Raw genomic sequence first — 24,618 nt, forward strand, 5'->3', positions numbered from 1 at the left:
ATGCCCACAACGTACACCGGCGAAGACATTGACGTCCTCGAAGGCCTCGAACCGGTCCGCAAGCGGCCGGGCATGTACATCGGGGGGACGGGGCGGCCTGGCCTGCACCACATTCTCTGGGAGGTGGTGGACAACGCCGTCGACGAGGCCACGAACGGGTATGCCTCGCGGATCGAGGTTGTCCTGCACGAGGACGGAGAGAGCATCTCGGTGTCCGACAACGGGCGTGGAATCCCAGTGGACGATCACCCCGAAAAGGGCGTCCCGACGGTCCAGCTGATTCTTACGACCCTTCACTCCGGGGGCAAGTTTGACGGCAGCAACTACATCACGTCCGGCGGCCTCCACGGGGTGGGCGTGTCGGTCGTGAACGCCCTCTCGGAGGAGCTCGTCGCGACCGTCAAGCGCGATGGGCAGGAGTACCAGCAGCGCTTCCGGCAGGGCACCCCGGTGACGGGCCTGGATACCACGAAGGAGAGTGCGCGGGGGACCGGGACGGACATTTACTTTCGGCCCGATCCGGACATCTTCGAGTCCGTCGAGTTCGACCCGTCCTGGATCCGGGAGCACCTGGACGTGAAGACGTACCTGAACCGGGACCTAAAAATTATCTTCCGGGACGAGACGAGCAACGAGCGGTACGAGCTGCACCACGAAGGGGGCATTCAGGAATACCTGGACTACCTGGTGGAGGACCTTCAGGTGAGCCCGATCCACGACGATGTCTTCATGATGGAGGACGACGACCTGGACGGGGACGGGCGCCTGGAGATTGCCCTTCAGTGGACCGACGCGCCGAAGGAGCAGCTCCATACGTTCGTCAACGGCATCCCGACGGAGGACGGCGGGACCCACGAGCAGGGCCTCAAGAGCGGCATCCGGGCCGTGATCCGGTCGTTCATGGACACGCACGACCTGGTGCCCCACCGCTTGGAGATTAAGGGCGACGACACCCGAGAGGGCCTCGTGGGCATCGTGAACCTGTTTCACGTGGACCCCCAGTTTCAGGGGCAGACGAAGGACAAGCTCAACAACCCTTCGGTCCGGTCCCAGGTCTCGGGGGCGCTCCGCACCGAGCTGGAGCAGTACCTGAACGACCACTCGTCGACGGGGGAGGCCATCGCGTCCCGGGTCGTGCAGGCGGCGAAGGCCCGCCGGGCCCGCCGCTCCGCGTCCGGCGGAAGCAGTGGCCGTTCGGGCTCAAAGTCGCGCCTGCAGCTGCCCGGCAAGCTGGCGGACTGCTCGTCGAGCACCCCGAGCGAGTGCGAGCTTTTCATCGTGGAGGGGGACTCGGCCGGGGGCTCGGCCAAGCAGGCCCGGGACCGGGAGACACAGGCGGTTCTGCCCCTTCGCGGGAAGGTGCTGAACGCCGAGCAGGCCACCCTCGATCGGGTCCAGAACAACAAGGAGCTGTCGAACATCGTGCAGGCGCTGGGCTGTGGCATCGGCGATGCGCTTGACCTATCCGACCTCCGCTACCGAAAGGTCATTCTCCTGATGGATGCGGACTCGGACGGGCACCACATCGCCACGCTCCTGCTTACGTTTTTCTACCGGTACATGCGGCCGCTCATTGAGGGCGGATTTGTGCACATTGCCCAGCCGCCGCTCTACCGCATCGAGGCGGGCAAGGAGACCCACTGGGCGCTCGACGAGCCCGATAAGGAGCAGATTCTGGACGAGATTCGGAGCGACGGGCGCAACCCCAACGTCGACATCCAGCGGTTCAAGGGATTGGGGGAGATGATGCCCGATACGCTAAACGAAACGACCCTTTCGCCCGAGGGGCGTCGCCTGCTTGAAGTCAGCATTCCCGACACCGAGCGGATGGTGACGGAGCAGACGATCACCGAATTGATGGGGCGCGACAGCTCGGCCCGGTTCAAGTTCATCATGCAGCACGCGGCCGAGGCGGACGAGCTGGACGTGTAGCGCCCCCGAGGCCCGCTGTGGGGCGGGCGCAGGGCGGACTGGTTGGCCGCTCCCGCGCGGACGGCGCGATGCTGTGAAGCCCAGTGGAAAGTTGCGTGTGGCGCCCCTGCACGGGACGATCCGCCGAACTTTCCGCGTGGCACGAAGTATCCACGCATCGGAAATTCCCGATAGGCTCGTAGCTCAACCTGGTAGAGCAACGGACTCTTAATCCGTGAGCTGGGGGTTCGAATCCCCCCGGGCCTACCACTCGCGCGAAGATCGAATCGGTCCCAGCATGGCGTCGTCGCCGTCTCGGAAGGCCCCGAGGCGGTTTTCGTGTTGACTGCTGGCGGTGAAGACCTGCCGGAGGGCATCGTCGATCCATCGACGGCACGCGCCTTCGCGGGACAGGCCGAGGCCAGAGTGGTCCGTGGTCCACGATGAAAAGCCCCCGTTGATAACGCCTGGGCCGCGACTCTGTCCATCAATGTTACGGGCCCACGAGACCAATTTCGTCTCGGGCCCGTGAGATAGATACAGCGTTCTTGTCACAATCCCCAAGCCACATGCGAAACAGGTCTGCACGAGCGCACACCGACGAAAAATTCAGCAGCAGTAAGGACAAGTCCCTCCGCGAATACGGAGGGTTCTACACCGGGATGGCGACCACCTTCGCCGGGGCGCTGGAGACCTCCCGCGACGCCATCGTCGAAGCCGTGGATGGCTCCGACCCCGTCGAGACGTTCATCTCGGTCAACGGCAACAGAGGGACCGATGCACCTGGGGGCAGCACGAACCGAATCAAGTCCGACGAGCACGACCTGACGGGCGTGGATCGGGTGTTCATCGCCGTTACCAAGGAGCAGTTCGAGGCCCTCGCGGAGCGGGTCGGGGCCGACGTGAACATCGAGTAGACTGGTGTCTCTGAGAATCGGGTAGCATCCCCCTCAGGAGGAGATTCCCTGCATCCCCATGGTCGATGTCGAGAAGTCGACCACCCCGTTTCTCTTCACGAGAGACGATGGAGCCCCTACACGATTTCTCTGCGTTCAGAAGCAGATCGTGTCCGACGATCCTCGGGTGCACTGCAAGGGTGCGGTGATGTGTTTTGCCTCCGTCCCTGACCGGCGGGTGATTCCATGAGCATGTGTTAGCGGTCACAGTACTGTCCGCCCTGTGGACGCTGAACGGATTGCTCACCGGGCGTGCTAGAAGGGCTTGTGCCGACTGGGAAATTGGTGCCTGAGGTCCTGTCATGCAGATCCTTCCTGCGCTACCAACCTCCCTGCGCTACTAGAGAGCGGAGAAGTGTGGGTGCGTGATTCGGGCGTCATTTCCCAAAACCCCTCTCTAATCCACCGCATTTTGCTTCGCCAATACCGAGCTCTAGTTTTGAGCAGGGGTGTAGGGGAACGCTACCATGCGGTGGACCTCCTTGACGCCGCTTTTGCTGTTCCTGTAGGGGGAGATGACCGAAAAATGAACCCGGAGCGCTTCGATTTGATCTGTGTTAGCCCGGGGGGCGGAAATGGCCGCGGCCGTCCGATCCAGAAATTGAACGTCAATGTAGCCGAGCATTTCCGGGGTTCGACCGGCGCTTGCCCCGCCCTTGGTCCGTGACAGTTGATACAAGGTGCGGTCTTTCCCTTCAACCCTGTCAGTTTTCACCGCCGACACGTCGTACTGAACGGTCTGGACGGCGCCGCCGGCATTCTCTTTGTACTGGAACGAGAGGCCCGTTAAGACCGAGTCCGTCGGGGACGCCTCGTTTTTTGTCCGCGACAGTCCCCCGAACACGGTGTCGGTCGTCATGATGTGACGCCCCATGCTCTCCAGATCCTCCTCCATCCAGGTCGCAATCTCCTCCGACTGGGTGAGGGCCGCTTCCTGGCCAGAGGCTGCTGTACTAAGCTCCATGGCTCGCAGTTGAAGACTTGCCAGGATGAGTAGCACTGTCGTCCCGACCACGACTGCCGTTAAGTTGTCGTAGAGAAACGCCATGGCAACACGCTATTTTCCGTAGATGCGGTGAGAGTGAGGTGTCAGTCTCCCTTTACGGGTAGGCAAGCACCTCTGAGTACCGGATGGGCTCAGGAAGCGCTGCGGATTGGCCGCTCGGAGCCACGTCTTGTACGAATACACTGACCTTTTTCCGACCGGTCGGCCCACTGCATGGCTGAAGATCTGCGCACACGTACTGTACCTCCACCTCCACCTCAAACTTTAGCGAATCGTCCGCCAGGGGAAAGGGCACCGTCCCGGTCGTCTCGTTAAACTCTCCGATCGCCTGACAATCCTGGACGGTTCCGTTGTCCTGGCTTGGATGGAGCCGGCAGTCCTTGCTCAAGCCAGTGGGAATGTCCGAGAAGGAAGAGGGATCGAGAACAACGTCCTCACCGGTTCCTATGACCGCACTGTCGAATGCCCGGGCCCGCACCACCTCGATTGTCTGCATTCCAACGCCCAGGGCCATCTGCTCGATTTCCCCCCGAACAGACTGGTCTTGAAACCGGAGGCTCGACTGCATCTGGCCAAAGGACAAGAACATGGACACCAACAGCGCCAGAAGCGCAAGGAGCGTCTGTTGCATAATGGCCTAGTAGCGTCGAGTCAAAAGAGAGAACGATCGTGTGGCTTATTCCCCTTTCTGAAGCAGCCGGCTGGTCCGATCGGTGACTACAGTCGTCGTGGATTCGATGGAGGGGAGGGTATCGATGTACTTCAGCAGTTGGTCGGAATTGAATTGGACGGCATTTCCGCCATTCATGCTGAACTCGTCGTCTTTATTTTTCTGCTCGTACGTGGCCCAATCCTGCAGCACCAGCCCGCCGTTGATATTGCGCGAGTCTCCGCCTCCGTTAAATCGGATTGTCCCTCCGTTGGCCACAAACACAAGTCCGTTCCACTGTCGGTCCCCGCTCACCGTGAACTCCCCATTGGTGACGTAGAGGATGCCGTCGTTTTGCGAATCACTGAAGTTCTTTAGATCGCAGCCAGTACACTCGGTCACGTCGGGGTTTCCGTCCGCAATGGCGTCCTGGATGGTCTGGCTCATCTGGTCCATCTGGTTCTCGACCCAGTCATCGTGGGCCGACGTTCGGACCTGGACATCGCACCCTCCACTGGTACCCTCAACGTTGGTGGCCGTGTTGCTGTCGTAGCCTCCCCCGTGGAACTCGTCACAGACGGCTTCGGCATCCTCGCCGTGTGGCAGCGTGATGCCGTGCCGATTGGTTCGTCCCCCCGCGTCGAGCCCCGATACGCACGGGCCTCCACTGCAGCCTCCCCCTTGCACGGAGAAGTTCACGGGGGTGCTCGCAGTCACGGCGTTGAGCACCGAACTGACGGTCGTGTCTTTGCGCACGGTCGCCTGAATTTGGTACGTGTGCTCCCCATACGTACCCTCGGCGGTGAGGTCCACGGTCTTCCCGCCCGCAACAGAGGCGGCGTCAAGTTGCAGCCGGTAGGTTCCCTGTTCGTGGGTGCCCTCCTCTACCTTGTCCCCGACCGTGTCGAACGTGCGCTGTACCTCACTGACGCCGTCGTTAAACACCGAGCGAGCAATCTGGCGGGCCAGGACGACGCCCTGCCGTTCGCTCCGCTCGGCGCTGGAGTCTTGGGCGGAGCTGTTCGATTCGGCCCCCAATGCAGCGAGGCCGGCCGCCGCGGCAAATACGATTAGGATTATGTACTTTCCCATGGGACTGAATTTTTTGATGAAGGGGGTCTACCCCGTAAACACCGAAGAACTCATCTGATCTCTCATTTGGAATGACCAATACAATAGAAAGAGAAAACCGAATTACTGCAATAACAACGTGACTCAAGATGGCACAAAAAAAGTGCCGCCCAAAATGCGATCTTGTGGCCGGGTGTGTGGGGAAGCGGTCTGATAATTTTTACCGGGCACGTACATTTTGACCAGGGATCATGGGCCTGTCGCGAGACTTCCCGTCAGCATTTGTCGGCTCGTCGGACTGCTGGAATCTTTCGCTAAAGACGCTGCAGTCCGAGCTGTTTTGCTTTGTACACAGAGGTGCGCACAAGCTGACAAGCAGGTACAGGAATTTGACACTCGATCGGACAAATCAGTCGAAGACCGACAGAGTGCGGTGACAATCATCGTCCGTGCGCATCGCACCGCTACTTAGTTAAAAAGAATAAAAAGCGGAGTCGCAGCGATGCCCCCTGCTGCGGCTCGGTGGTAGAATGCCTTGCTCATGCCCAAGTGCGAATGCTGCGCTCACGTGGAGGACTCCAAATTTTGCTTAGCGACCTGTCACCGACTCCGTGGGGAATGGGTCATGTAGGTAACATGTAGTTCCCGCACGGCTAAGACTTCGTAGCTGGCATATGAATTGCCCTGTTACAACGCCTAACTCCTTGTCAGATCCCCTGAAGGATCATGGGAAAGTATATTCTACTGATTACGCTCAGCGTCTCGGCAGCACTGAGCATGTATGCCGGCCAGTTCCAGAGTGCCCAGGTTGATGCGAGAAGTGAACTGGCGGAACGGCAGAAACTCATCATCGCCCGCCAGATGGCACGATCGGCGTACGCGTCGGGGGTGAGCGAGGTGAAGCGACAGCTTAACGTCAGCCTGAATCAGTGCGAGCAGCTTGAGGGGGGAACCTTTGAACTCACCACGAGTCCGCTGTTGGGAGACACCGTTCAGGTCCGTGCAGTCGGCCGATACGGGGGAGATGGGTGCAGTTGTGCGGAGTGCCCGCAGTACGCCATTAGCGGAGAAGCGACGCTAGAACCCAATGGGTCGTTCAGTGCCCTCACGTTCGACGGGTCCCTCGCGTCGGTCAACCTTTCAGGTGGGGGAAAGGGGCCGGTTATCTCCGGAAACGATGCGGCCGGGAAGCAGGATCGAAATGGAGTAAGCCTGTCTGAGTCCAGGGACAGGGCAACGATGAGAAATGAGTTTTGCGGACGCTCAGGGTCGGACGTTCAGGGCATCGGAGGAGACTGTGATGTCGTTCATGATCCAGGCATCGACCTCAAGCCGCTGGACGCAGAGCTCTCAGATCTTGTTCAAAACGAAGCGACCCACAAAGAGAGTGACCTCTGCGGGGGCGGCAAGGGAAGGGGACGGAAAGGGAAGCGAAAGGGGCCCGGCGGAGGCCCGGTAGGGAGTTCTGAAAGCCTCGCGGTCGTGAACGTAGAGGGCGACTGCAGACTGTCTGGGAATTCGGGAGGAATGGGAATCATTTACGTGGACGGGGGGGCCCTTACCATGACGGGGAACTCCGAGTGGAAGGGGATGGTCTTCGTGACCGGGGAAGGGAGCTTCAAGGCCAGCAAGGGAACGCCCAACATCAGTGGAAGCGTGGCCTTCTATGATGGTGGGTCCCTCGACATGAGAGGAACCGCCAGCATCCAGTACAACTCGGATCAGATGCGTCGGCTACGGGAAGAGTTCGGAATCGGTGCTTTGAAGGAGCTCATTGATTCCCCCGCTGGAGATGCGGTGCGCATGACCAATCGAAGTCAGGGGGCTGTGGGACCGGGGGAGGCGCCCGCAGGCCAGGGGAGAGGCGGGGCCCAAAATTGAGTAGTTGGTTGACGAGCCGCCGCCATTCTGAGCCGCAACATTCCTGCGACCGCCCGGTGATTCCCGTGACTCCAATTCTACTCGGTCACAAAGGAACCGCAATCGGCTTTCGGAAACTCCATTCCCGTCTGGTACAGGACGTGAGGAATCCCGAGACGCAGTTTTCTGGTCTGTCTGCTCCGATGCCGTCAGGCTCTAATTCTTCGAACCGTCGTCCAATGTGACGGCCTCTTCTGTCTGCAGAAGGATCAATCACGGTGTACAACCTCACCGTCCGCCGACGTGGAATGAGCCAGAATCAACCTAACTCTTGTTTCGAGTCCGAGAGGCGAGGCGGAGAAAGTACAGTAAGGGGGGGGCTGTCGGATTGATCAATCGAGGCTGTTCGCACTGGGTGCTGTGTGCGGTCCCGACCCGGCCTCACGTATCCCGTTCGTCCTCGTGGTAGAGTTCGTTTAGCATCGTAGCCCACTGGTGAAGGCGATGAATCTGGCCCTGCTCCGCGCCCTGATCGAGCGCGCGCTGGATGCTCTCTTGAGCGGCTGATCGTGCGGATCGGGATGACTCGATGGCGGCGTTCTTGTCAGTCGCTTTCATTTCGGTGGTTCGTATGCGTGGCAAAATAGCGGGGAGGAATCGCGGATGCCGTGCCTTCACGGACCCAACCAATTGGTGCATCCGGAGGCGAGTTGTGACCCTAGAGTCATGTAAACGCTTCCTGCGAGGGGATTTCACGTGAGGGTCCACCTCCCTGAGTGGCGGCACGACAGCCGGTGCCAGCTCAGGATGACAAAGCGCCGCCGGAGGAAATGTAGTTCGGGATCGGCGTTGTGTGGTCGTCAACGGGAATTGCCCGTTTGGTTGCCCAATCATGCCGTGCGGGATCTGCCCGCCATTTTCTGTTATTGCAAGTAAACCGTAAATTTCAGCTCAGATCTCGCGTACCATCGCCGCTGCCTAGACGAAGCGAGGAGCGCCCAGTACAGCTGAATGTCAGCCTGCTCCTCCTGTGCCACGCACTCTGCGCCGCACACCGACCGCTACGGTCCCGTTGATCACACGCGTTCAATTAGCTCTGATATCGACTCGACCACATTGTTCGGGCGGTAGGCGAAGTCCGAAATCTCCTCTCGCCGCGTCGAGCCGGACAGCACAAGATGGGTGGTCAGGCCGGCCTCCATGCCGGCCATGACGTCCGTGTCCATGCGGTCGCCCGCCATGGCCGTGGTTGCCGAGTGCGCCTCGATTTGGTTCAACGCACTCCGGATCATGATCGGGTTGGGTTTGCCAACGAAGTATGGCTTCTGGCCGGTGGCCTCGCGGATGAGGGCCGCCACGGAGCCGGTGGCCGGGAGCGGCCCGTCCGGCGACGGGCCCGTGACATCCGGGTTCGTGGCGATAAAACGGGCCCCTTGTTCGATGAGCCGGACGGCCGCCGTGATGTGTTGGAACGAATACGTACGGGTCTCGCCCAGGACCACGAAGTCGGGGTCGGCGTCCGTGAGCGTGTAGCCCACCTCGTGAAGCGCCGTGGTAAGCCCAGCCTCCCCGACGGCGTACGCCGATGCCTCGGGGGCCTGGTTGGAAAGAAACTGCGCGGTGGCCACGGCCGAGGTCCAGATCTTCGCCTCCGGGACGTCCAGTCCGGCGCGGGCGAGCCGGGCCGATAGGTCGCGCCGGGTATAGATGGAATTGTTGGTGAGCACGAGAAAGGGCAGCTCTTTTTCCCGAAGGCGTTCGATAAACTCTTGGGCCCCGGGGAGGACGACCTCCTCATGTACCAGTACGCCGTCCATGTCGAGAAGCCATGCGTGTGTTGCGTCCTGCTCGTCTGCCATACTATCGGAACTGTGAGGGGAGAAGTCATGATGTCGCGCAGGGCGTACCGATCAACCCACGCTGGGGTGGCCGTTACGAGAGGTCGTCATATCCCTGAACCGCGACGACCGATCGAAAGTCGACCGCAACAAAGCCTTCGGGTTGAGGGGGCGCGTCGTTCGCCGCGCCCCGTGCCTGTTGGTCCTGAGCGTCGCCGTCTGTTCGGTCGGCGGTCTCAGACGAGGAGTCGCTTAGAGCGTACTCGTAGGTTGTGCAGGGGACGGCCTCCTCGGCGGCTTCCGGGGTCGACGCGTTCGCGAACGACTCAAAGTCGTTCGCGATCTGGCGGGCGGTTTCTTCCGGGACGTGGTACAGCGTCTGCTTGTGGAACCCGGAGCCGGTTTCTGGAAGGGCGTGCGTGATGATCAACGTCATCGGGAGGCTGCGTGAATGAAACTGCAATGGCATCAGGGATCTCTTACGGGATCACCGGGGAAGATATCCTAGCGATACGCGTGGGGGGCACGTCCAGGTGTGAAGGGCGTCGTGTGGAGGGCGAGGCCGGGGTGCGCGTGGGCGCTCCATTTTGTGTCGTCCCGCTGGCCTACTAAGTCAGGGTCAAGCCTGCTGGTATAGGAGGCTGGAGGGATCAACCAGCTGGACTCGTCGTAGCACGTTAGCACTATATCCTCCAGGCCACCGCTGGAGGCCTCGTGTGTCTTCTTCAAGGAATGAGTGCTCCCCCATGCCGTACCCCAAGCAGATGGTTGAGCCGATGCGCAAGGAATTGACCCAGCTCGGTGTCGAGGAATTGCGTACGCCCGACGAGGTCGATGCCGCCTTCGATCAGGCGGAAGACGAAACGATGCTGCTCGTGATCAACTCGGTTTGCGGCTGCGCCGCGGGCAATGCACGCCCGGCCGTAGCCAAGGCGAAAGACGCGACCGATCACCATCCGGACCGTTACCTCACGGTGTTCGCCGGGCAGGACCTCGAGGCCACGGAGCGGACCCGAGAGTATCTTGCCGGCATCCCGCCTTCTTCGCCCTTCTTCGCCCTCTTCCGAGACGGCCAGCCCGTGTACGTGGTGGAACGGAAGCACATTGAGGGGCGGAATGCCGACGTGATCGCTCGGGATCTCGTGGAGGCATTTGAGGCGTACTGTGGCGATGAGGAGCCCCCTGCCGATGCCCCCTCGCGTCCCGACCCCTCAAGTTCGGGAGAAGGACTTCCGTCTACCTTTCAGTCCATCACGTAGGAAATACGGGTTGGGGAGAACCGAGAACGCATTCTGTCTGGTCGACTTGCCGTAGCTTATGCCCGACGATGCGTCTCCAGAATCACCGGAGGCCCCGGCGCACAGCCCCGACCGCCCGGCCAAGGCGAACGATCATACGCTCGTGGAGGCCGCGGAGGCGATCCTGTTCGCCGCCGATGAGCCCGTGTCGGCCTCCCGCATCGCGACGATCGTGGGCGACGTGACGGGGCGCTCTGAGCCGTCCGAGGACGACGTCGCCGCGGCCCTCGACCGGCTCAACACCACGTACGAGGAGCACGATCGGGCCTTTGAGGTGAAATCCTGGGCGGGTGGATATCGGATGGTCACCCGGGCGCCTCTCTCGCCCTACGCCAAGACCTTCTACGTCGAGGAGCAGGAGACCACCCTCTCGCGTTCCTTGATGGAAACCCTGGCGGTGATTGCCTACCGTCAGCCGGTCACCCGGCCGGAGGTCGACTTTGTGCGCGGCGTCAACTCGGACTACGCGATTCGGAAGCTGCTGGAGATGGACCTGGCGAGCGTCGAGGGCCGGGCGGAGTCAGTCGGGCGCCCCCTGCTCTACGGCACCACCGACCGCTTTCTCGAGCAGTTCGGCCTGGACGCCCTGGACGACCTGCCGACCCTACGAGAGGTGGAAGACCTGCTCGACGACCCGGCCTTCGACGACGAGCGGGCCAAACTCCTCCAACTCGATCGGGAGGAGGGCATTTCAGTCGACATGCTGGACGCCGAAACTGGCGATTCCCCAAATGGCGACTCCCCAAACCAACGCCCGACCGAGTAGACGCGACGCCCGTCCCTTCACCCCGTACGAATCAGCCTGTTCCCTATGGCCACCGAGTCCTCCGACCGAGAAGGCATGCGGATCAACAAATACATTGCGCACGCGGGGGTCTGCTCGCGTCGGGATGCGGACGATCTGGTGGAGCAGGGACGGGTGCACATTGATGGGGAGCGGGTGGACCAGCACGGCACCTGTGTGCGGGAGGGACAGACCGTGACGGTGGACGGGGAGGAGGTGTACCCGCTCGAATTTGAGTATCTCCTTCTCAACAAGCCGAAGGACACGATAAGTACCACCGACGACCCGAAGGACCGCCGAACGGTTCTTGACGCGATCGGCGTTCCGGAGGACAACCCGTCCGGCCTCTTTCCGGTGGGGCGTCTCGATCGAAATACGACCGGGGTGCTTCTGGTCAGCAATGATGGGGACCTCGCCCATCGCCTCATGCATCCCCGATACGAGATTCCCAAGATCTACTACGTCCGGGTGCAGGACGACGTCAAGCCCCATCAGCTCGACCAGCTGAAGCGGGGCGTGGAGCTGTCCGACGGGGCGGCGGCGGCCGATCAGGTCGCGTACCTCGACCCGCAACGCAAAACCGACATTGCGCTCGAGCTGCACGAGGGCCGCAACCGGCAAATCCGTCGCATGATGGAGGCGCTCGGGCACACCATCGTGCAGCTGGAGCGGGCCAAGTACGCCACGCTCACCACCGGCCGCCTCCAGCGTGGCGAGTGGCGCCGGCTAGAACCGGAGGAAGTTCGCGAGCTCTATCAACGTGTTGATCTTCAATAATCCCTTCTACCGATGTCCCAACCGGTTACGAACGGCACCCCCGACACCGCAGCCAACGACAAAATCAAGACGGAAGGCCTGACCTACGATGATGTTCTTCTCGTGCCGGGCCATTCCGAGGTGATGCCCCGCGAGACGGATACCTCCGCTTGGTTGACCCAAAACATCAAGCTCAACGTTCCGGTCCTGTCCGCGGCCATGGATACGGTCACGGAGGCGGACATGGCCATTGCGCTGGCTCGCCAGGGGGGCGCCGGGGTGCTCCACAAAAGCATGTCGATTGAAGACCAGGCCGCCGAGGTGCGACGCGTGAAGCGGTCGGAGAACGGGATGATTCTCGACCCGATCACGATTTCGCCCCACGACACGGTGGCCGATGCCCGAAACATGATGGCGCACTACTCCATCGGGGGCATTCCGGTGGTGGACGAGTCGGACAAGCTCGTAGGGATCGTGACGAACCGGGACGTCCGGTTTGAGCTTGATGGCGACACGCCCATTCGGGAGATGATGACCGCCGACGATCTGGTGACAGTGCCGGTGGGCACGACCCTGGACGAGGCCATCGAGATCCTGCAGGCGCATAAGGTGGAAAAGCTTCCCGTCGTGGACGAGGAGGGCTACCTGAAGGGCCTTATCACCTTCAAAGACATACGCAAGCGCCGCAAGCACCCCAATGCCTGCAAGGACGAACACGGGCGGCTCCGTGTCGGGGCGGCTGTGGGCGTGACGCCCGACGTCATGGATCGGGTGGCGGCCCTGGTCGAAGTGGGGGTCGATTTCGTGGTCGTCGATACGGCTCACGGCCACGCCGAGGGCGTACTGGAAACGGTCCGGCAGGTCGCCGCTCGATTTGAGAGCGAGGTCGAAATTGTAGCCGGGAATGTAGGCACGGCCGACGGGGCCCGCGCGCTGATCGATGCTGGGGTGGACTGCATAAAGGTCGGGATCGGTCCCGGGTCGATCTGCACGACACGCGTGGTGGCCGGGGTTGGGGTCCCGCAGTTGACCGCCATCATGGAGTGTGCCGAGGAGGCCCGCCCCGACGGCGTCCCCGTCATTGCCGACGGCGGCATCAAACAGACCGGCGACATCCCCAAGGCACTGGCGGCCGGTGCCAGTGCGGTCATGATCGGAAGCCTCTTCGCAAGCGTCGAAGAAAGCCCCGGCGAGACGATCATCTACGAGGGGCGAAAGTACAAAAGCTACCGGGGCATGGGCTCGGTCGAGGCCATGCAGGACGGAAGCAAGGACCGGTACTTCCAGGACGCGGAGGACGAGCTTCGCAAACTGGTGCCGGAGGGGGTTGAAGGACGTGTGCCGTATAGTGGCACCCTGAGCGAGGTGATCCACCAGATGAAGGGCGGGCTCCAGGCCGCGATGGGGTACTGCGGCAGCGAGGAGGTTCGGGACCTCTACGAGTCGGCCCAGTTCGTTCGCACCACCGCCGCGGGCCTCCGAGAAAGCCACCCCCACGACGTTGAGATTACAAAGGAATCCCCGAACTACTACTCGGGGCCGTCCAAGCGCAGCGACTAGGCGAACCCTCGGTCATGTCGCTGGTCGCTTCCCGGATTTCTTGTCGTATGTCAGATCGCATGTCCCGTGTTCGAGGTCGCCTGAACGACCTCGAGGCCGACGCCATTTTTCTCACTTCGATGCCGAAGATCCGGTGGGCCTGTGGCTTTACAGGATCCAGTGGACTCCTGATTGTCGGTCCCGACTCGGCGTCCTTCGTCACCGATGGGCGCTACACGGACCAAGCCCGGTCGGAAGTAGACGGGGCGGACGTCCACATTGCCCGAGATGGACTCTCGGCGTGCGTGAAGGAGGTGGGTCTCTTGGAGTCGTTCTCGCGAGTGGCGTTTCAGGCCGACCACGTCAGCGTCGCTCGCCGCGATGCTCTTGTGGACGAGCACGGGGAGGTAGAGTGGATTCCGAAGACCGGCCTGCTAACCCAGCTTGCCGGATCCAAAACCGAAGATGAGGTCTCTCGGATTCGCAGGGCCCAGTCGATTACCGAAAACGTGTTCCGCGAGATTACCGACCTCATCGAGCCGGGCATGACGGAGCGGGAAATCGGGGCGGAAATTGTGTATCGTCACTTGAAGAAGGGGGCCGAGTCGATGGCGTTCGACCCCATCGTTGCCTCAGGCCCCAATGGCGCGCGTCCCCACGCCCGTCCCACAGATCGGTCCCTGCACGCCGGGGATATGATCGTGATCGACATGGGGTGCTTTCGGGACGGGTACGCGTCCGATATGACGAGGACGGTGGCGCTGGGCGAGCCCGAAGATACGGCCCGGCGGGGCTACGAAGCAGTACTGGAGGCCCAGCACGCCGCGCTCGATGCCGCACGGGCCGGCATGACGGGGAGAGAGTTGGATGCTGTGGCCCGAGGGTCGCTTGAGGCTGCTGGACTGGCGGAGCACTTCACGCACGGGCTGGGTCACGGGCTTGGGCTTCAGGTGCACGAATGGCCCCGGGTCTCGCACACGGCCGACGACGAGCTGCCAGAGGGGGCCTGTGTAACGATTGAGCCTGGGGTGTACCTTCCAGAAAAGCAGTACGGGGTTCGCATTGAAGACATTATCGTGCTCCGAGAAGACGGGTGTGAGAACCTGACCCGCAGCCCGAAAGAGCTGATGGTCTTATAAACTGCCAACTTTACTTCTGTTATTGCATTGTCGATTTTTGAATAAACATGGAGAACTGCGGCCGACGCAACTCGTGGTCCGTAACATCTGCTGGCAAGTGTCTCCTTAACTGATTGCGTTGGCCTCTCCCCCTGTTCTGTGATTCGCTTCGAGTACCATGCCGGGCAGTCGCCAGGTCCGTTTTTCCACGCAGACCCTTCTGGTCTGTACCGGCATCGTGTTGCTCTCAGGGCCCCTCTGGGCTGCGTTTCGGGCCACGTGGCCGGTATTGGTTGGGGCATCGTTTCTGGGAGGCGCGGGCCTGTTGCTCCTTTGGCGTCGTGATGTTCTATCGGTGCGGGCGGTGTTGTGGGGCGCGCTGCTCCTTCGAATTGCGTATTTGCCGGTTGGTCCAGGACTGACCGACGATTTATACCGGTACATCTGGGACGGATGGCTTCAATGGGAGGGCATCAACCCGTACCGATTTGTCCCGTCGGATTCCGCTCTTGTGTCTTACCAGGACACATCGCTCTACGAGAGTCTCAACTCACAGGAGTACTATAGCATCTATCCCCCGCTCTCGCAGCTCTTCTTTGCCCTTGGGGGGCTGGCCTACGACGGACACTGGGCAACGTCGTACTACGTTCTCAAAACGCTATTCGTTGGGGTTGAGTGTATCGGGGTCGTCGTCCTCACGCGCCTCACAAGCACCCGAAACGTTCTGCTCTACGCGTGGAATCCACTGGTGCTGATCGAGACGGCCGGCCAGGGCCATACGGAAGCCCTATTGGCACTCTTGCTGTTGACTGCAGTCTGGGCAGTTCGACGCCGATATGGGGCCTGTGCGTCGTTGGCAATTGCCGGGGCGGGGCTCGTCAAAATCTATCCGTTCGCACTGGGCCCATTCTTGCTTCGCCGCTTCGGATGGCGCGCCGTGTGGCCGGGGGCACTGCTCGTGGCGGGGCTCAGCCTTCCGTACGCGGCTCCGTATGCTGTGCCCCACATCAAAGCATCGGTCGATTTGTTTGCCAAGCTGTTTGAGTTTAACGCAGGCCCGTACTACGCGGTCAAGCACGTCCTTTGGGTCTGGACCGGAGCGGACTGGAGCAAAACGATCGGTCCACTCTTCCGGGGGCTTTTCCTGGCATCGCTTCCTGTCCTGTACGGCCTGGATGCATGGTACAAGTGGTCGTTTCGGCGCGCATGCCTCGTGCTCATCGGTACGCTGTTCGTCCTTAGCACAACTGTACACCCGTGGTACTTGGTGCCCGTGATCGCGCTCGGGGTCGCGGGTCCGCGGCCGTCATGGCCCTGGTTGTGGCTGGGCCTCTGCTCGATTGGGACGTATCTCTTCTACGTCGACGGGCCGTATTGGGTCTGGATCTGGACGGGGTGGGGCGGGGCCACGGTAATTGCCCTCTTCCGTCTCTACGCCCCGGGCCTTCGACGATACGTGCTGGGAGACTACCGAGCAGAGCCTTCCGCTGCGGAGTGAGTGGGGTCTAACGCGTTCTTCAGCACCTCGATTAGGTCCTCTGCACGGGTCTCCGGAGCGGCCCGCCAGTGGTACTCATCGTAGCGCCGAAACCACGTAAGCTGCCGTTTGGCGTACCGGCGCGTATTGCGCTTTACGAGTCGCACCATTTCGTCGTAGTCAATGTCGCCCTTGAGGTGTTGGATCGGTTCCCGATAGCCGATCGTGCTGAGGGGCGGCTCGTCCAGCTGCACGCCGTCGATGTCCATGACGTCGCGAACCTCGTCTAGAAGGCCCGCGTCGAGCATCCGGTCGACGCGTTGGTTGATGCGGTCGTAGAGCTTTTCTCGGTCCCGGTTGAGGACCACGGTGACGTAGTCAAATGGCGGTTCCGGTTGGTTTTCGTAGTAGTAGGACAGGGGCTTTCCGGTGCCGTGGTACACCTCAAGGGCCCGAATGACCTTCTGGGTCTTTGTCGGGTCGGTTTCGGCGGCCTGCCTGGGGTCCACCTGCTGAAGCTCCTCGTAGAGGGCGTCCTGGCCCTCAGACTCCAGCCGTTGGTTCAGCTCATCCCGCACCTCATCGTCCACGTCCGGTATGTCCGCCAGGCCGTACTGCAGGGCGTGGAGGTACAGTGTCGCTCCCCCCACGACGAGCGGACGGCGTCCCCGCTCGAGGACCGCTCGGATCCGGTCGTTGGCCGCCTTTGCGTACGCCCCGGCCGAGAACGGCTCGTGAAGGGACCGCTCCCCGATGAAGTGATGAGGAGCCCGTCGCTGCTCGCTCGGGGATGGCTTCGCGGTCCCGATCGTCAGCTCCTCGTACACCTGTCGGCTGTCGACGGAGACAATTTCGGCGTTGAGCTGCTCGGCCGCCTCAAGGCTTACCGCTGTTTTGCCGACCGCCGTGGGGCCCGTAATGGTGAGGATGGGATCGGACGCATCGGGCTCAGATAAAGGCTCCATGGTGTCGTTGTTCGGGTCCATAGGCAACGGAAGGGCTCTCCCAATTACTGATTCTCATAGATGGTTTCCGAGGAGGTGCGTAGGGGACACATATAAAAAACCCGCCGTCGGAGAATTCCGACGGCGGGCGAGTCGTTCCAGCCCCCTTCAATGGAGTCTAGAAGGGGAGGCTAGTGCCTTACGCACTGGCCGTGGCCGGCTCCACCATCTCACTGACGTTGAAGCCTTCCTCTTCGGACTTGGCCTTGGCGATGTTGTAGATAAGCACGCCGTATCCGGCCTTCGCGAGAACGTCCGCGATCGTGTATCCGACCTGAAGGGCCACGATGGTTCCCGGGGTGTTGCTCGGGAACGCCTCAGGGAATGCCATCGGGATCATGTACGCAATCGGGTAGAAGCCCCAGGTGGCCAGCAGCAGCAGCCGGGCGTTGCCGAGAAGCGTCGACACGCGACTGCTCTGCCGCTGAATCGTATCACCCAACTGGGTGAAGAGGATGTACAGGATCCAAACGAACGGAATGGTGCTCAGGAAGCCCCAGAGACCGCGGGTTCCGAAGAGGGCCGCGTTCTCACTGACCTCACCGGGGTACCCGAGCACGATCATGAGGGCCGCCAGGAATCCAAGCTTCGCGGCCAACGGACCGCGCTCGTTCTTCGGAAGGCCCATGACGAGCACCAACTCTACGGTCAGCAGCGGCACCGTAAGGAGCCAGTCCACATAGCGGTATGCGTCGTTAAATAGCTCACCGGTGGGCTGGTACATCCCATTCTGCAGGGCATACGCGGCTTCCCAACTGCTGGTAATGCGGAAGTAGTGGTAGCCGGCAATGAAGACCACCAGCGCCGAGACCATCATCGAAATCCGGTACTTCGGCGCTACGTTGTTGCGCGCCAGGACGAAGAACACAAAGGAAGCCGTCATGGTCGCAACGGTGAAAGAGAACATGTTGAACACCAGGCTATACTGGCCCGGCGTCAGGGTGGGAAGTTCTTGTAGCATGGATAGGTTCGGGTTGTTTGGGTGATAGTGTGAGCAGGTCCGGTCGGGCCGCTAGGGCCGATTCGGAACCGTCCCAGTTGTGTTTGCTGACGAGACTCAAGTCGCGAATGCTCCTCGCAGTGAGTAAAAAACTGGGAATCACTTGTGGTAGTATAACTGCGAGGACGTGCGACTGCCAACGGGAAAATCCGGCGCGTCTTCCCAAATTGTGAGGGAAAAGTTATATATTAGGTCGCGGACAGGCGCGTCGCCTGGTCCGGTGTAACTGCCCTGTGCGATCCGTACAGGAGCAGGAGAATGCCTTGCACTACCAGAAGGTTTGTGAACAGGAAGAACAACGCTTCTTCCAGGGGCAACCCGAGGACCGATGCCCCGACGGTGTACTCGGGCGAGATCGTCCAGATGCGGGAGTGGATGGCCACTGCATCGGCCGCCCAAAGGTACGCCGTTGGGAGGGCCGTTGTCACGAGGACGCTGTCCCGAAAGGCCCAGAGCGTCTCCCCATCGTAGAGCCACATCCCCGCCAGGATGGGCGGGGCCCACACCAGAATGAGGGCCAAATAAAGCGTTGAGGCACGGCCGTCCATTAGCAGAAACGCCCCTAGCCCGGTGATTCCGGCAAACAGTGCTGCTCCGCTCCAAGACGCCGCCGACGCGTATGTGTTTGGGGTTGGGGAAACCCGGTACAGATACTGATAAAGGAAGAGCCCAGTCAGGATGGGCTGCAGCACGAAGAACATATATTCCTCGACGGGCACATACCCGATGGTCCCGACGACTCGATTGGCGCCGTACCACCACACCTCCTGGGCGACGAGGTAATTGTCCCACGGAGTCGTGTACGTAAATGCGATCAAGCAGACAATCGGAATCGCCAAATCAACCCGCATGTCGTCGTCCATCCGTCTCGGGCGTCGGTGAAACGCCACCATGAGGAGGATTGGAGGGACTAGGAAGATCAGATGGAAAGATAGATAGCTCATTCAGTGGCATTATCAGCTATTATTGAGTGGAATATCACGCCACGTTTTTCAGCACCACACGGGCAGCATTTCGCCCGGACGCCCCCATGATTCCTCCCCCTGGATGTGTGCTCGCCCCCGTCAGGAAAAGGTCGTCTACCGGCCCCTCGTAATCCGAGGCCCCAAAAAGAGGTCGTGCCGAGAACATTTGGTCGATGCTCATCTCAAGATGCATCACATTTCCCCGATACAGCCCTAGGTGTTCCTCCAACCACTCGGGGTGCTGGAAGAGCTGGCCGACAATTGACTGCCGCGTTCCGGGTGCATACTGCTCAAATTGGGCGAGCAGCGTGTCGGCCACCTCCTCAGCGATGTCCGGCCACGTGCGTCCGCTGGCCAGCTCGTAGGGAAAGTACTGCCCCCAAAGCCAAAGCACTTCTCCGCCGGGGGGAGCAAGTGTATCGTCCGCCGCGGAGAATGTCATTGCGATTAGGGGCGGGTCCTGTGCCGGCCGGCCGGCCAGGTGGTCTCCGTAGGCCGCCCGTAGTTGCGTCATGTCCCGGCACAGCAGCTGCAGGCCTGTTCGGGCCTTTTGGTCGTCGGCGGTCGCCGTGTACGAGACGGGCTCGTCCAGCGCGAGGCGCATCATCGCCCCGAACCCATTTCCAATCCGCAACCCGTCGGCCCCGTCCGGCCGGTGCCGAGCAGGGAGGAGGTGGTCGAACGTTTCCTTCGCGTGTGTGGCCGAACACACGGCTCGACTCGTGTAAGAGGTTCCGTTGACCCGAATGCCCTCGGCGTGTTCGTGGTTGACCAGAATGTTCTCGACGGGCGCGTCGGTGTAGATGTCGCCTCCATGTGCCTCAATGTGGCGCTTGAGTGCCTGCGTGAGCTCGCCGGATCCGCCCTTGGGACGCGCCACGCCCCCTTCGTGGTACAATGGGTGCCACAGCGCAAAAGGCCCAGTGAGGGGATCGGTCGGCGGGGGGCCCGACTGAGCGGCCATCCAGGCAATGGCCGTTCGCAGCTTCTCTTCCTCGAAATAGGACCCCAGAACCTCCTGATACGGACGGAGGATGTGACGAAGCTCCTCCTGCCAGGGAAGTGGAGAGCTGGCCCCACGAATCAACTGCTTGCCCAACTCCAAGGGACTCGGGGAGGTGAGAAAGATGTCCCGCATGGTGCGGGCAAATCCTATCCAGTCCGTCACAAACTCGCGGTAGGCCTTGCCCTCTCCGGGAAAGAGCCGTTCGAGGTGGTCAACGGTACGGTCTAGGTCGCGGTAGAAGTAGATTACGTCGCCGTCGGGGAACGGCGCGACGAACATCGGGTCGAGCTCAATGTACGTGAGCCCATACTGCTCCAGCTCAAGCTCTTCGACGATGGGGGTTTGCCGTATCAGGATGTGCGCGCTCCCCCCCAGGTCGATCTGGTATCCCGGAAAAAGCTCTTTGGTGGACACCGCCCCCCCAACCATCTCCCGCTCTTCAAACACCGCAACCCGGTAGCCTGCCTGGGCGACGTAGGCGCTCGCAATCAGCCCATTGTGCCCCGCGCCAATGGTAATCAAGTCGTAGTCAGTGGACATAAAGATGGCCGCACTAAGGAGAATGAAACCGCACTACAAGAGAACGATCAAACACGTCATTTTCACGGTGCGAGAAGATAGTTTCCGAAACCGTTGTGTCGTTTATCCGTGAACATTAAGGCGTAGTGAAGTTCTTATACCACGTGACGACTGGCGCCCGCTCACGGCTCTGTCCCCGCACCTGTTCTCTCGCCGGCCATGAACTGGATTTACCAGGTTCTCAGTTTCTTTGTTGCCTTCGGCCCGATTATCCTCGGGACGCTCCTGTGGCACTTCATCTGGAGCGACGACTCCGGGTCGTCGGGCGGGCCGCCCGGGGGGCCGCGCTGGCATCCGGCGCCGCCGCCGCCCTCATTTTCCGGGGACCGCCGTCCCCAGCACGACCGGCCGGTTCGGACCCCTGATCTTCCGGAGCGCGAATCTGCGTAACCCCACTCCGCCGAATGGCCCTCATCGACATCTCCCGAAGCGTCTCTCCAGCAACGGCCGTGTGGCCCGGCGACCAGGAGGTGCAATGGACCTGGACGGCTCGCCGCAACGAGGACGAATCGTCTGTCAACCTGGGCTCCCTCCGACTGAGCACCCACACCGGCACTCACGTGGACGCGCCCCTTCACGTTAAGCGGCAGGGGCAAGCGACCGACGATCTGCCGCTCGATTCTTTTGTTGGGCCCGCCCGCGTCGTGGACGTGAATGCCAACGCCCCATCGGTCCGCCCGGAACACATCGGTCAGTTAGACGGGGCCAGTGCGGAACGAGTTCTGTTCAAAACGTCTAGCGGGGTCTCTCCGGACGACGAGTGGCCGGACGCCGTGGTCCCGATTCAACCGGATACCATCCATGCCCTCGCGGACGCCGGCGTCAGTCTCGTGGGGACGGACGCCCCGTCCGTTGATCCGCTCGATAGCACAGACCTGCCCGCCCATCACGCGCTGCTGGACACTGGCATCGTGAATCTCGAAGGACTTGTCTTGACAAACGTCCCACCGGGGCGCTACGAGTTGATTGCGCTCCCGCTGAAGATTGTGGGGGGCGATGCGGCTCCCGTCCGGGCTGTGCTTCGAGACGCCCCCGATCCGTAGCCTCTGGGCGCCTCCGCGAACCCCTTCGGAAGTTGTTTGGTGAGCAGATGCTCAGCTAAGACACAGCGGGCAACGTTCACGAGGATGGCCCGAGCGGGCCCTGTAGCGGGGGCACGCAGAAACGAGGGCACATGCCTCTGGTGAACTCCTGGGCGACTTCTAAATTCGTTCTGCGCCCGGAACGCAGCGGCCGAGTCGTTCCCCGGCCGTGAAGGCCCGCGAAGTCACAGGCTGTTGACCGCCCGCCAAACAGCTTCGTCCTCCTCATTTACTACTCACCATTTCTGTCTCCTCCTATGGACCTCTTTAACCGCGATGAGCTGAAGCGTCTGGCCCAGTCGGACGACGGTCTCTGCATTTCGATCTACATGCCCACGCATCGGTTTCGGTCCGATTGGTCCCAGAACACGACCCGGTTCAAAAACCTTCTCCGTGACGTCCGGGATCAGCTTCGCGAACAGGAATACCGGGAGTCCGACATCGACGATATTCTGGGAGAGGCCCGCCAGCTCCTCGACCGACCCGGCTTCTGGCGCGGTCTCAGTGAAGGACTCGCGGCATTTTTGACGACCGACACGTCCGAGTTCTATCGCCTCCCGCTTCCGTTCGACGAGGTGGCAATTGTGGAGGATCGGTTCCACCTGAAGCCGCTCTTCCCACTGATTGCGTCAAACAACCGCTACTACCTGCTCGCCCTGAGCCAAAATGATGTCCGCCTCTACCAGGGCACGCATCAGGCCATCAGTGAGGTGGAGGCCGCCGAGATTCCCTCCGATATCGTGACGGCCATTCAGCAGTACGAGGAGCCCCCCGAGCAGGGCCTTCAGTCGCATGCGCAGGCGGCCCCGTCCTCGCCAGATGGGGGCGAGGCGGGTCAGGTGCGCCACGGCCACGGGTCGTCCGAAGACCAGAGCCGCGAGCCCAAAGATCAGCTTAAACGCTTCTTTCGTCGCATCGACGAGAGTGTGACGGACTTTATCGGCGGGGAGGAGGCGCCGTTGGTTCTGGCTGGGGTGTCCGAGTACCTGCCGCTCTACAAGAGCGTCAATAACTTTCCCCACCTCGTAGACGACAACATCATCGCAGGAAATCCTGAGCAGCTGGAACTGAAAGAGCTCCACCGAGAGGCATGGTCGGTCGTCGAGTCGGTACTGCAGACGGTGCAACAGCAGGAGCTTGACCGCTTCGAGGACCTGTATCACGAAAACGCCGAGCTCGCCTCGGGCGATTTCCACGAAATTGTCCCCGCCTGCGCGTACGGCCGCGTCGACACCCTCTTCGTTCCGCAGGGACAGTATCGCTGGGGACGATTTGACCCCGACAGCAACACGGTCAGGGTGCACGATTCGCAAGAGCCAGGAGACGGTGATCTTCTGAACTACGCCGCCCTCAAATCTTATTTGAGCGGTGCCGCCGTACATGTTCTGTCGCCGGAGGAGATGCCGGGCGGCCGCAGCGTCGCGGCCATCTTTCGGTACGAGGCGGACGTTACCGCGACCGAGACCGACTGACCCCGCTCTGAATCAGCCCTCAACGCGGCTCCTGCACCACAGGGGCCGTACCCACCTGTGTACATGATAAATAAAATTATTGTGCACAAAAGCACCTGTGATAAAATGACTTATCGCAGATACGAATCAGGCGCATGAAGCTTCTCGACTCGTTCCTACGCAGTCTCTCTTCGTCCCAGACGCGCCGGGCGTACCGGACTGATCTGCAGGCGTTTTTTTCGCAGGCGGAGGACATAACCGCTGACCTCGTGCAGGCAATCACGCATGAGGACATTCGTGCCTTTGTGGAGACTATGCATGATCTCGACTTGGCAGCGGGGACCCAGCGCCGACGCCTTGCGGCCCTCCGCTCATTTTTCGATTGGGCAATGACGGAACGCATTTACGACCGCAACCCGGCGCGCCATCCTGACGTAAAGCCGATGCCTCCGGCCGACGCATCTTCGTCCGTGCGCTCACTTACGAAGCTAGAGGTGCGCGACACGCTAGAGGCGGCCGGCGCGTCAGACGAGACTGGGCTTCGCGATCAGGCAATCATCCTGACGACGATCCACGCGGCCCTGCGGCGGAGCGAAATCGCAGCCGTGGCGGTCGAAGACGTCCGGCCTCTCGGGCGGTATTGGATTCTTGAGGTGAATCCGGAGGGCACAGGCGAGGAATACGTTCGTATTCCCGATCAGGTCGTCAGTGTAATTGACAACGTAAAAGATCAGTTCGGGCTCACCGCCGGGCCGCTATGGCGCTCGATGAGCAATCGAAATCGCGGCGAGCCCCTTTCGGCGGACGCAATATATACGATCGTCCGTCGGGCCGGGACCGCCGCCGGGGTGGGCTCAATTACGATCGATACGCTGCGCCGCACCGGGCTGCGCCTTGCGGCCGACGGCGGCGCGAGCCTCTCACAGATTCAGGCCCATGGACGGTTCGGCAATTCTGCTGCGGCAGCACAGGTTCATGATCCCGAAACGACCGGGGGCAATCTCCAAGACAGTGCGGCCGTGCATATCGATTTTGATGTTTCGGAAGTCCTGCGAGGCGTGTAACCGGCCCCTGAAGCGCCTAAATTCGCCCTCCGTAGGAACGGGATCTAATAAGCGTTATGTTGCGTTTTTAGAATCGCGCACTCATGCCGGCTGCCTGTGTCGCGCTGGCGGATGATGTGGGCCCTGTAGGCGTTGCCGAAGGTGCAGTCTGCAAATGCGACTGCGTCCCCCTACGTTATTCGGTACGTTATTCGCTTCGGGGCG

General features: G+C 61.3%; 23 protein-coding genes and 1 tRNA gene. 14 read left to right on the forward strand and 10 right to left on the reverse strand.

What is annotated here, in order from left to right; all coding sequences use genetic code 11:
• From SRU_RS07840 to SRU_RS07850, 3 genes are all read left to right on the forward strand, one after another.
• Positions 1–1,932, forward strand: a complete 1,932-nt coding sequence (locus tag SRU_RS07840) for a DNA gyrase/topoisomerase IV subunit B (RefSeq protein ID WP_011404234.1) — start codon at positions 1–3, stop codon at positions 1,930–1,932.
• Positions 1,933–2,104: 172 nt separating this feature from the next.
• Positions 2,105–2,181 (forward strand) — tRNA-Lys (locus SRU_RS07845).
• A gap of 299 nt (positions 2,182–2,480) precedes the next feature.
• Entirely contained in the window at positions 2,481–2,828 is a 348-nt protein-coding gene (locus tag SRU_RS07850; protein WP_013061975.1) for a hypothetical protein, read from the forward strand.
• A 472-nt stretch (positions 2,829–3,300) separates the two neighbouring features.
• On the opposite strand, the gene SRU_RS07855 is transcribed toward SRU_RS07850, so the two are convergent.
• The 3 genes from SRU_RS07855 to SRU_RS07865 are packed head-to-tail and all read right to left on the reverse strand — an operon-like array spanning position 3,301 to position 5,614.
• Positions 3,301–3,915, reverse strand: a complete 615-nt coding sequence (locus SRU_RS07855) for a hypothetical protein (RefSeq protein WP_118828896.1) — start codon at positions 3,913–3,915, stop codon at positions 3,301–3,303.
• Positions 3,916–3,967: 52 nt separating this feature from the next.
• Positions 3,968–4,504, reverse strand: coding sequence for a hypothetical protein (locus SRU_RS07860; protein ID WP_013061978.1), 537 nt, complete (start codon positions 4,502–4,504; stop codon positions 3,968–3,970).
• 45 nt (positions 4,505–4,549) lie between these two features.
• Positions 4,550–5,614: a hypothetical protein gene (locus SRU_RS07865; protein WP_011404238.1), complete on the reverse strand. Its 1,065-nt coding sequence runs from the start codon at positions 5,612–5,614 to the stop codon at positions 4,550–4,552.
• 705 nt (positions 5,615–6,319) lie between these two features.
• Between SRU_RS07865 and SRU_RS07870 the strand changes: the two genes are divergently transcribed.
• Entirely contained in the window at positions 6,320–7,474 is a 1,155-nt protein-coding gene (locus tag SRU_RS07870) for a hypothetical protein (RefSeq protein ID WP_011404239.1), read from the forward strand.
• Between the two features lie 420 nt (positions 7,475–7,894).
• On the opposite strand, the gene SRU_RS07875 is transcribed toward SRU_RS07870, so the two are convergent.
• The 3 genes from SRU_RS07875 to SRU_RS07885 form a co-directional block, all read right to left on the reverse strand.
• On the reverse strand, positions 7,895–8,071 hold the full coding sequence (locus SRU_RS07875; RefSeq protein ID WP_162899650.1) for a hypothetical protein: 177 nt from the start codon (positions 8,069–8,071) through the stop codon (positions 7,895–7,897).
• Between the two features lie 458 nt (positions 8,072–8,529).
• Positions 8,530–9,312: an HAD-IIA family hydrolase gene (locus SRU_RS07880; protein ID WP_011404240.1), complete on the reverse strand. Its 783-nt coding sequence runs from the start codon at positions 9,310–9,312 to the stop codon at positions 8,530–8,532.
• Between the two features lie 73 nt (positions 9,313–9,385).
• Positions 9,386–9,727, reverse strand: coding sequence for a hypothetical protein (locus SRU_RS07885; RefSeq protein ID WP_237701671.1), 342 nt, complete (start codon positions 9,725–9,727; stop codon positions 9,386–9,388).
• 310 nt (positions 9,728–10,037) lie between these two features.
• On the opposite strand from SRU_RS07885, the gene SRU_RS07890 reads away from it, so the two are divergent.
• The 6 genes from SRU_RS07890 to SRU_RS07915 all read left to right on the forward strand — a co-directional run bounded on the left by SRU_RS07890 (position 10,038) and on the right by SRU_RS07915 (position 16,284).
• Positions 10,038–10,550, forward strand: coding sequence for a BrxA/BrxB family bacilliredoxin (locus SRU_RS07890; protein ID WP_164923583.1), 513 nt, complete (start codon positions 10,038–10,040; stop codon positions 10,548–10,550).
• A gap of 58 nt (positions 10,551–10,608) precedes the next feature.
• Complete coding sequence (scpB, locus tag SRU_RS07895) at positions 10,609–11,355, forward strand: SMC-Scp complex subunit ScpB (protein ID WP_011404243.1); 747 nt, start codon at positions 10,609–10,611, stop codon at positions 11,353–11,355.
• Between the two features lie 45 nt (positions 11,356–11,400).
• Positions 11,401–12,150, forward strand: coding sequence for a pseudouridine synthase (locus SRU_RS07900; RefSeq protein ID WP_011404244.1), 750 nt, complete (start codon positions 11,401–11,403; stop codon positions 12,148–12,150).
• Between the two features lie 12 nt (positions 12,151–12,162).
• Positions 12,163–13,689 (forward strand): IMP dehydrogenase, encoded by a 1,527-nt coding sequence (gene guaB, locus SRU_RS07905; protein WP_011404245.1) that lies wholly within the window; start codon positions 12,163–12,165, stop codon positions 13,687–13,689.
• A gap of 59 nt (positions 13,690–13,748) precedes the next feature.
• Positions 13,749–14,807: an aminopeptidase P family protein gene (locus tag SRU_RS07910; protein ID WP_237701672.1), complete on the forward strand. Its 1,059-nt coding sequence runs from the start codon at positions 13,749–13,751 to the stop codon at positions 14,805–14,807.
• 157 nt (positions 14,808–14,964) lie between these two features.
• A complete protein-coding gene (locus tag SRU_RS07915) occupies positions 14,965–16,284 on the forward strand; it encodes a hypothetical protein (protein WP_164923585.1) in 1,320 nt (439 codons plus the stop codon).
• Here SRU_RS07915 and miaA read toward each other — a convergent pair.
• The 4 genes from miaA to SRU_RS07935 all read right to left on the reverse strand — a co-directional run bounded on the left by miaA (position 16,254) and on the right by SRU_RS07935 (position 20,778).
• Positions 16,254–17,228, reverse strand: coding sequence for a tRNA (adenosine(37)-N6)-dimethylallyltransferase MiaA (miaA, locus tag SRU_RS07920; protein ID WP_011404248.1), 975 nt, complete (start codon positions 17,226–17,228; stop codon positions 16,254–16,256). The genes SRU_RS07915 and miaA overlap by 31 nt on opposite strands.
• 178 nt (positions 17,229–17,406) lie before the next feature.
• The gene (locus tag SRU_RS07925; protein WP_011404249.1) at positions 17,407–18,228 is read right to left on the reverse strand and encodes a bacteriorhodopsin-like; all 822 of its coding nucleotides are present in this window, start codon (positions 18,226–18,228) and stop codon (positions 17,407–17,409) included.
• A 227-nt stretch (positions 18,229–18,455) separates the two neighbouring features.
• Positions 18,456–19,211, reverse strand: a complete 756-nt coding sequence (locus SRU_RS07930) for a lycopene cyclase domain-containing protein (RefSeq protein ID WP_011404250.1) — start codon at positions 19,209–19,211, stop codon at positions 18,456–18,458.
• Between the two features lie 34 nt (positions 19,212–19,245).
• Entirely contained in the window at positions 19,246–20,778 is a 1,533-nt protein-coding gene (locus SRU_RS07935; RefSeq protein WP_011404251.1) for a phytoene desaturase family protein, read from the reverse strand.
• Positions 20,779–20,976: 198 nt separating this feature from the next.
• Between SRU_RS07935 and SRU_RS07940 the strand changes: the two genes are divergently transcribed.
• From SRU_RS07940 to SRU_RS07955, 4 genes are all read left to right on the forward strand, one after another.
• The gene (locus SRU_RS07940; protein WP_103015565.1) at positions 20,977–21,207 is read left to right on the forward strand and encodes a hypothetical protein; all 231 of its coding nucleotides are present in this window, start codon (positions 20,977–20,979) and stop codon (positions 21,205–21,207) included.
• Positions 21,208–21,221: 14 nt separating this feature from the next.
• Positions 21,222–21,860, forward strand: a complete 639-nt coding sequence (locus SRU_RS07945; protein ID WP_011404252.1) for a cyclase family protein — start codon at positions 21,222–21,224, stop codon at positions 21,858–21,860.
• 296 nt (positions 21,861–22,156) lie between these two features.
• Entirely contained in the window at positions 22,157–23,371 is a 1,215-nt protein-coding gene (locus tag SRU_RS07950; protein ID WP_011404253.1) for a hypothetical protein, read from the forward strand.
• A 134-nt stretch (positions 23,372–23,505) separates the two neighbouring features.
• Positions 23,506–24,414 (forward strand): tyrosine-type recombinase/integrase, encoded by a 909-nt coding sequence (locus SRU_RS07955; RefSeq protein WP_011404254.1) that lies wholly within the window; start codon positions 23,506–23,508, stop codon positions 24,412–24,414.
• Positions 24,415–24,618: the final 204 nt, after the last annotated feature.

This window comes from Salinibacter ruber DSM 13855 (genome assembly GCF_000013045.1).
GTDB classification, from domain to species: domain Bacteria; phylum Bacteroidota; class Rhodothermia; order Rhodothermales; family Salinibacteraceae; genus Salinibacter; species Salinibacter ruber.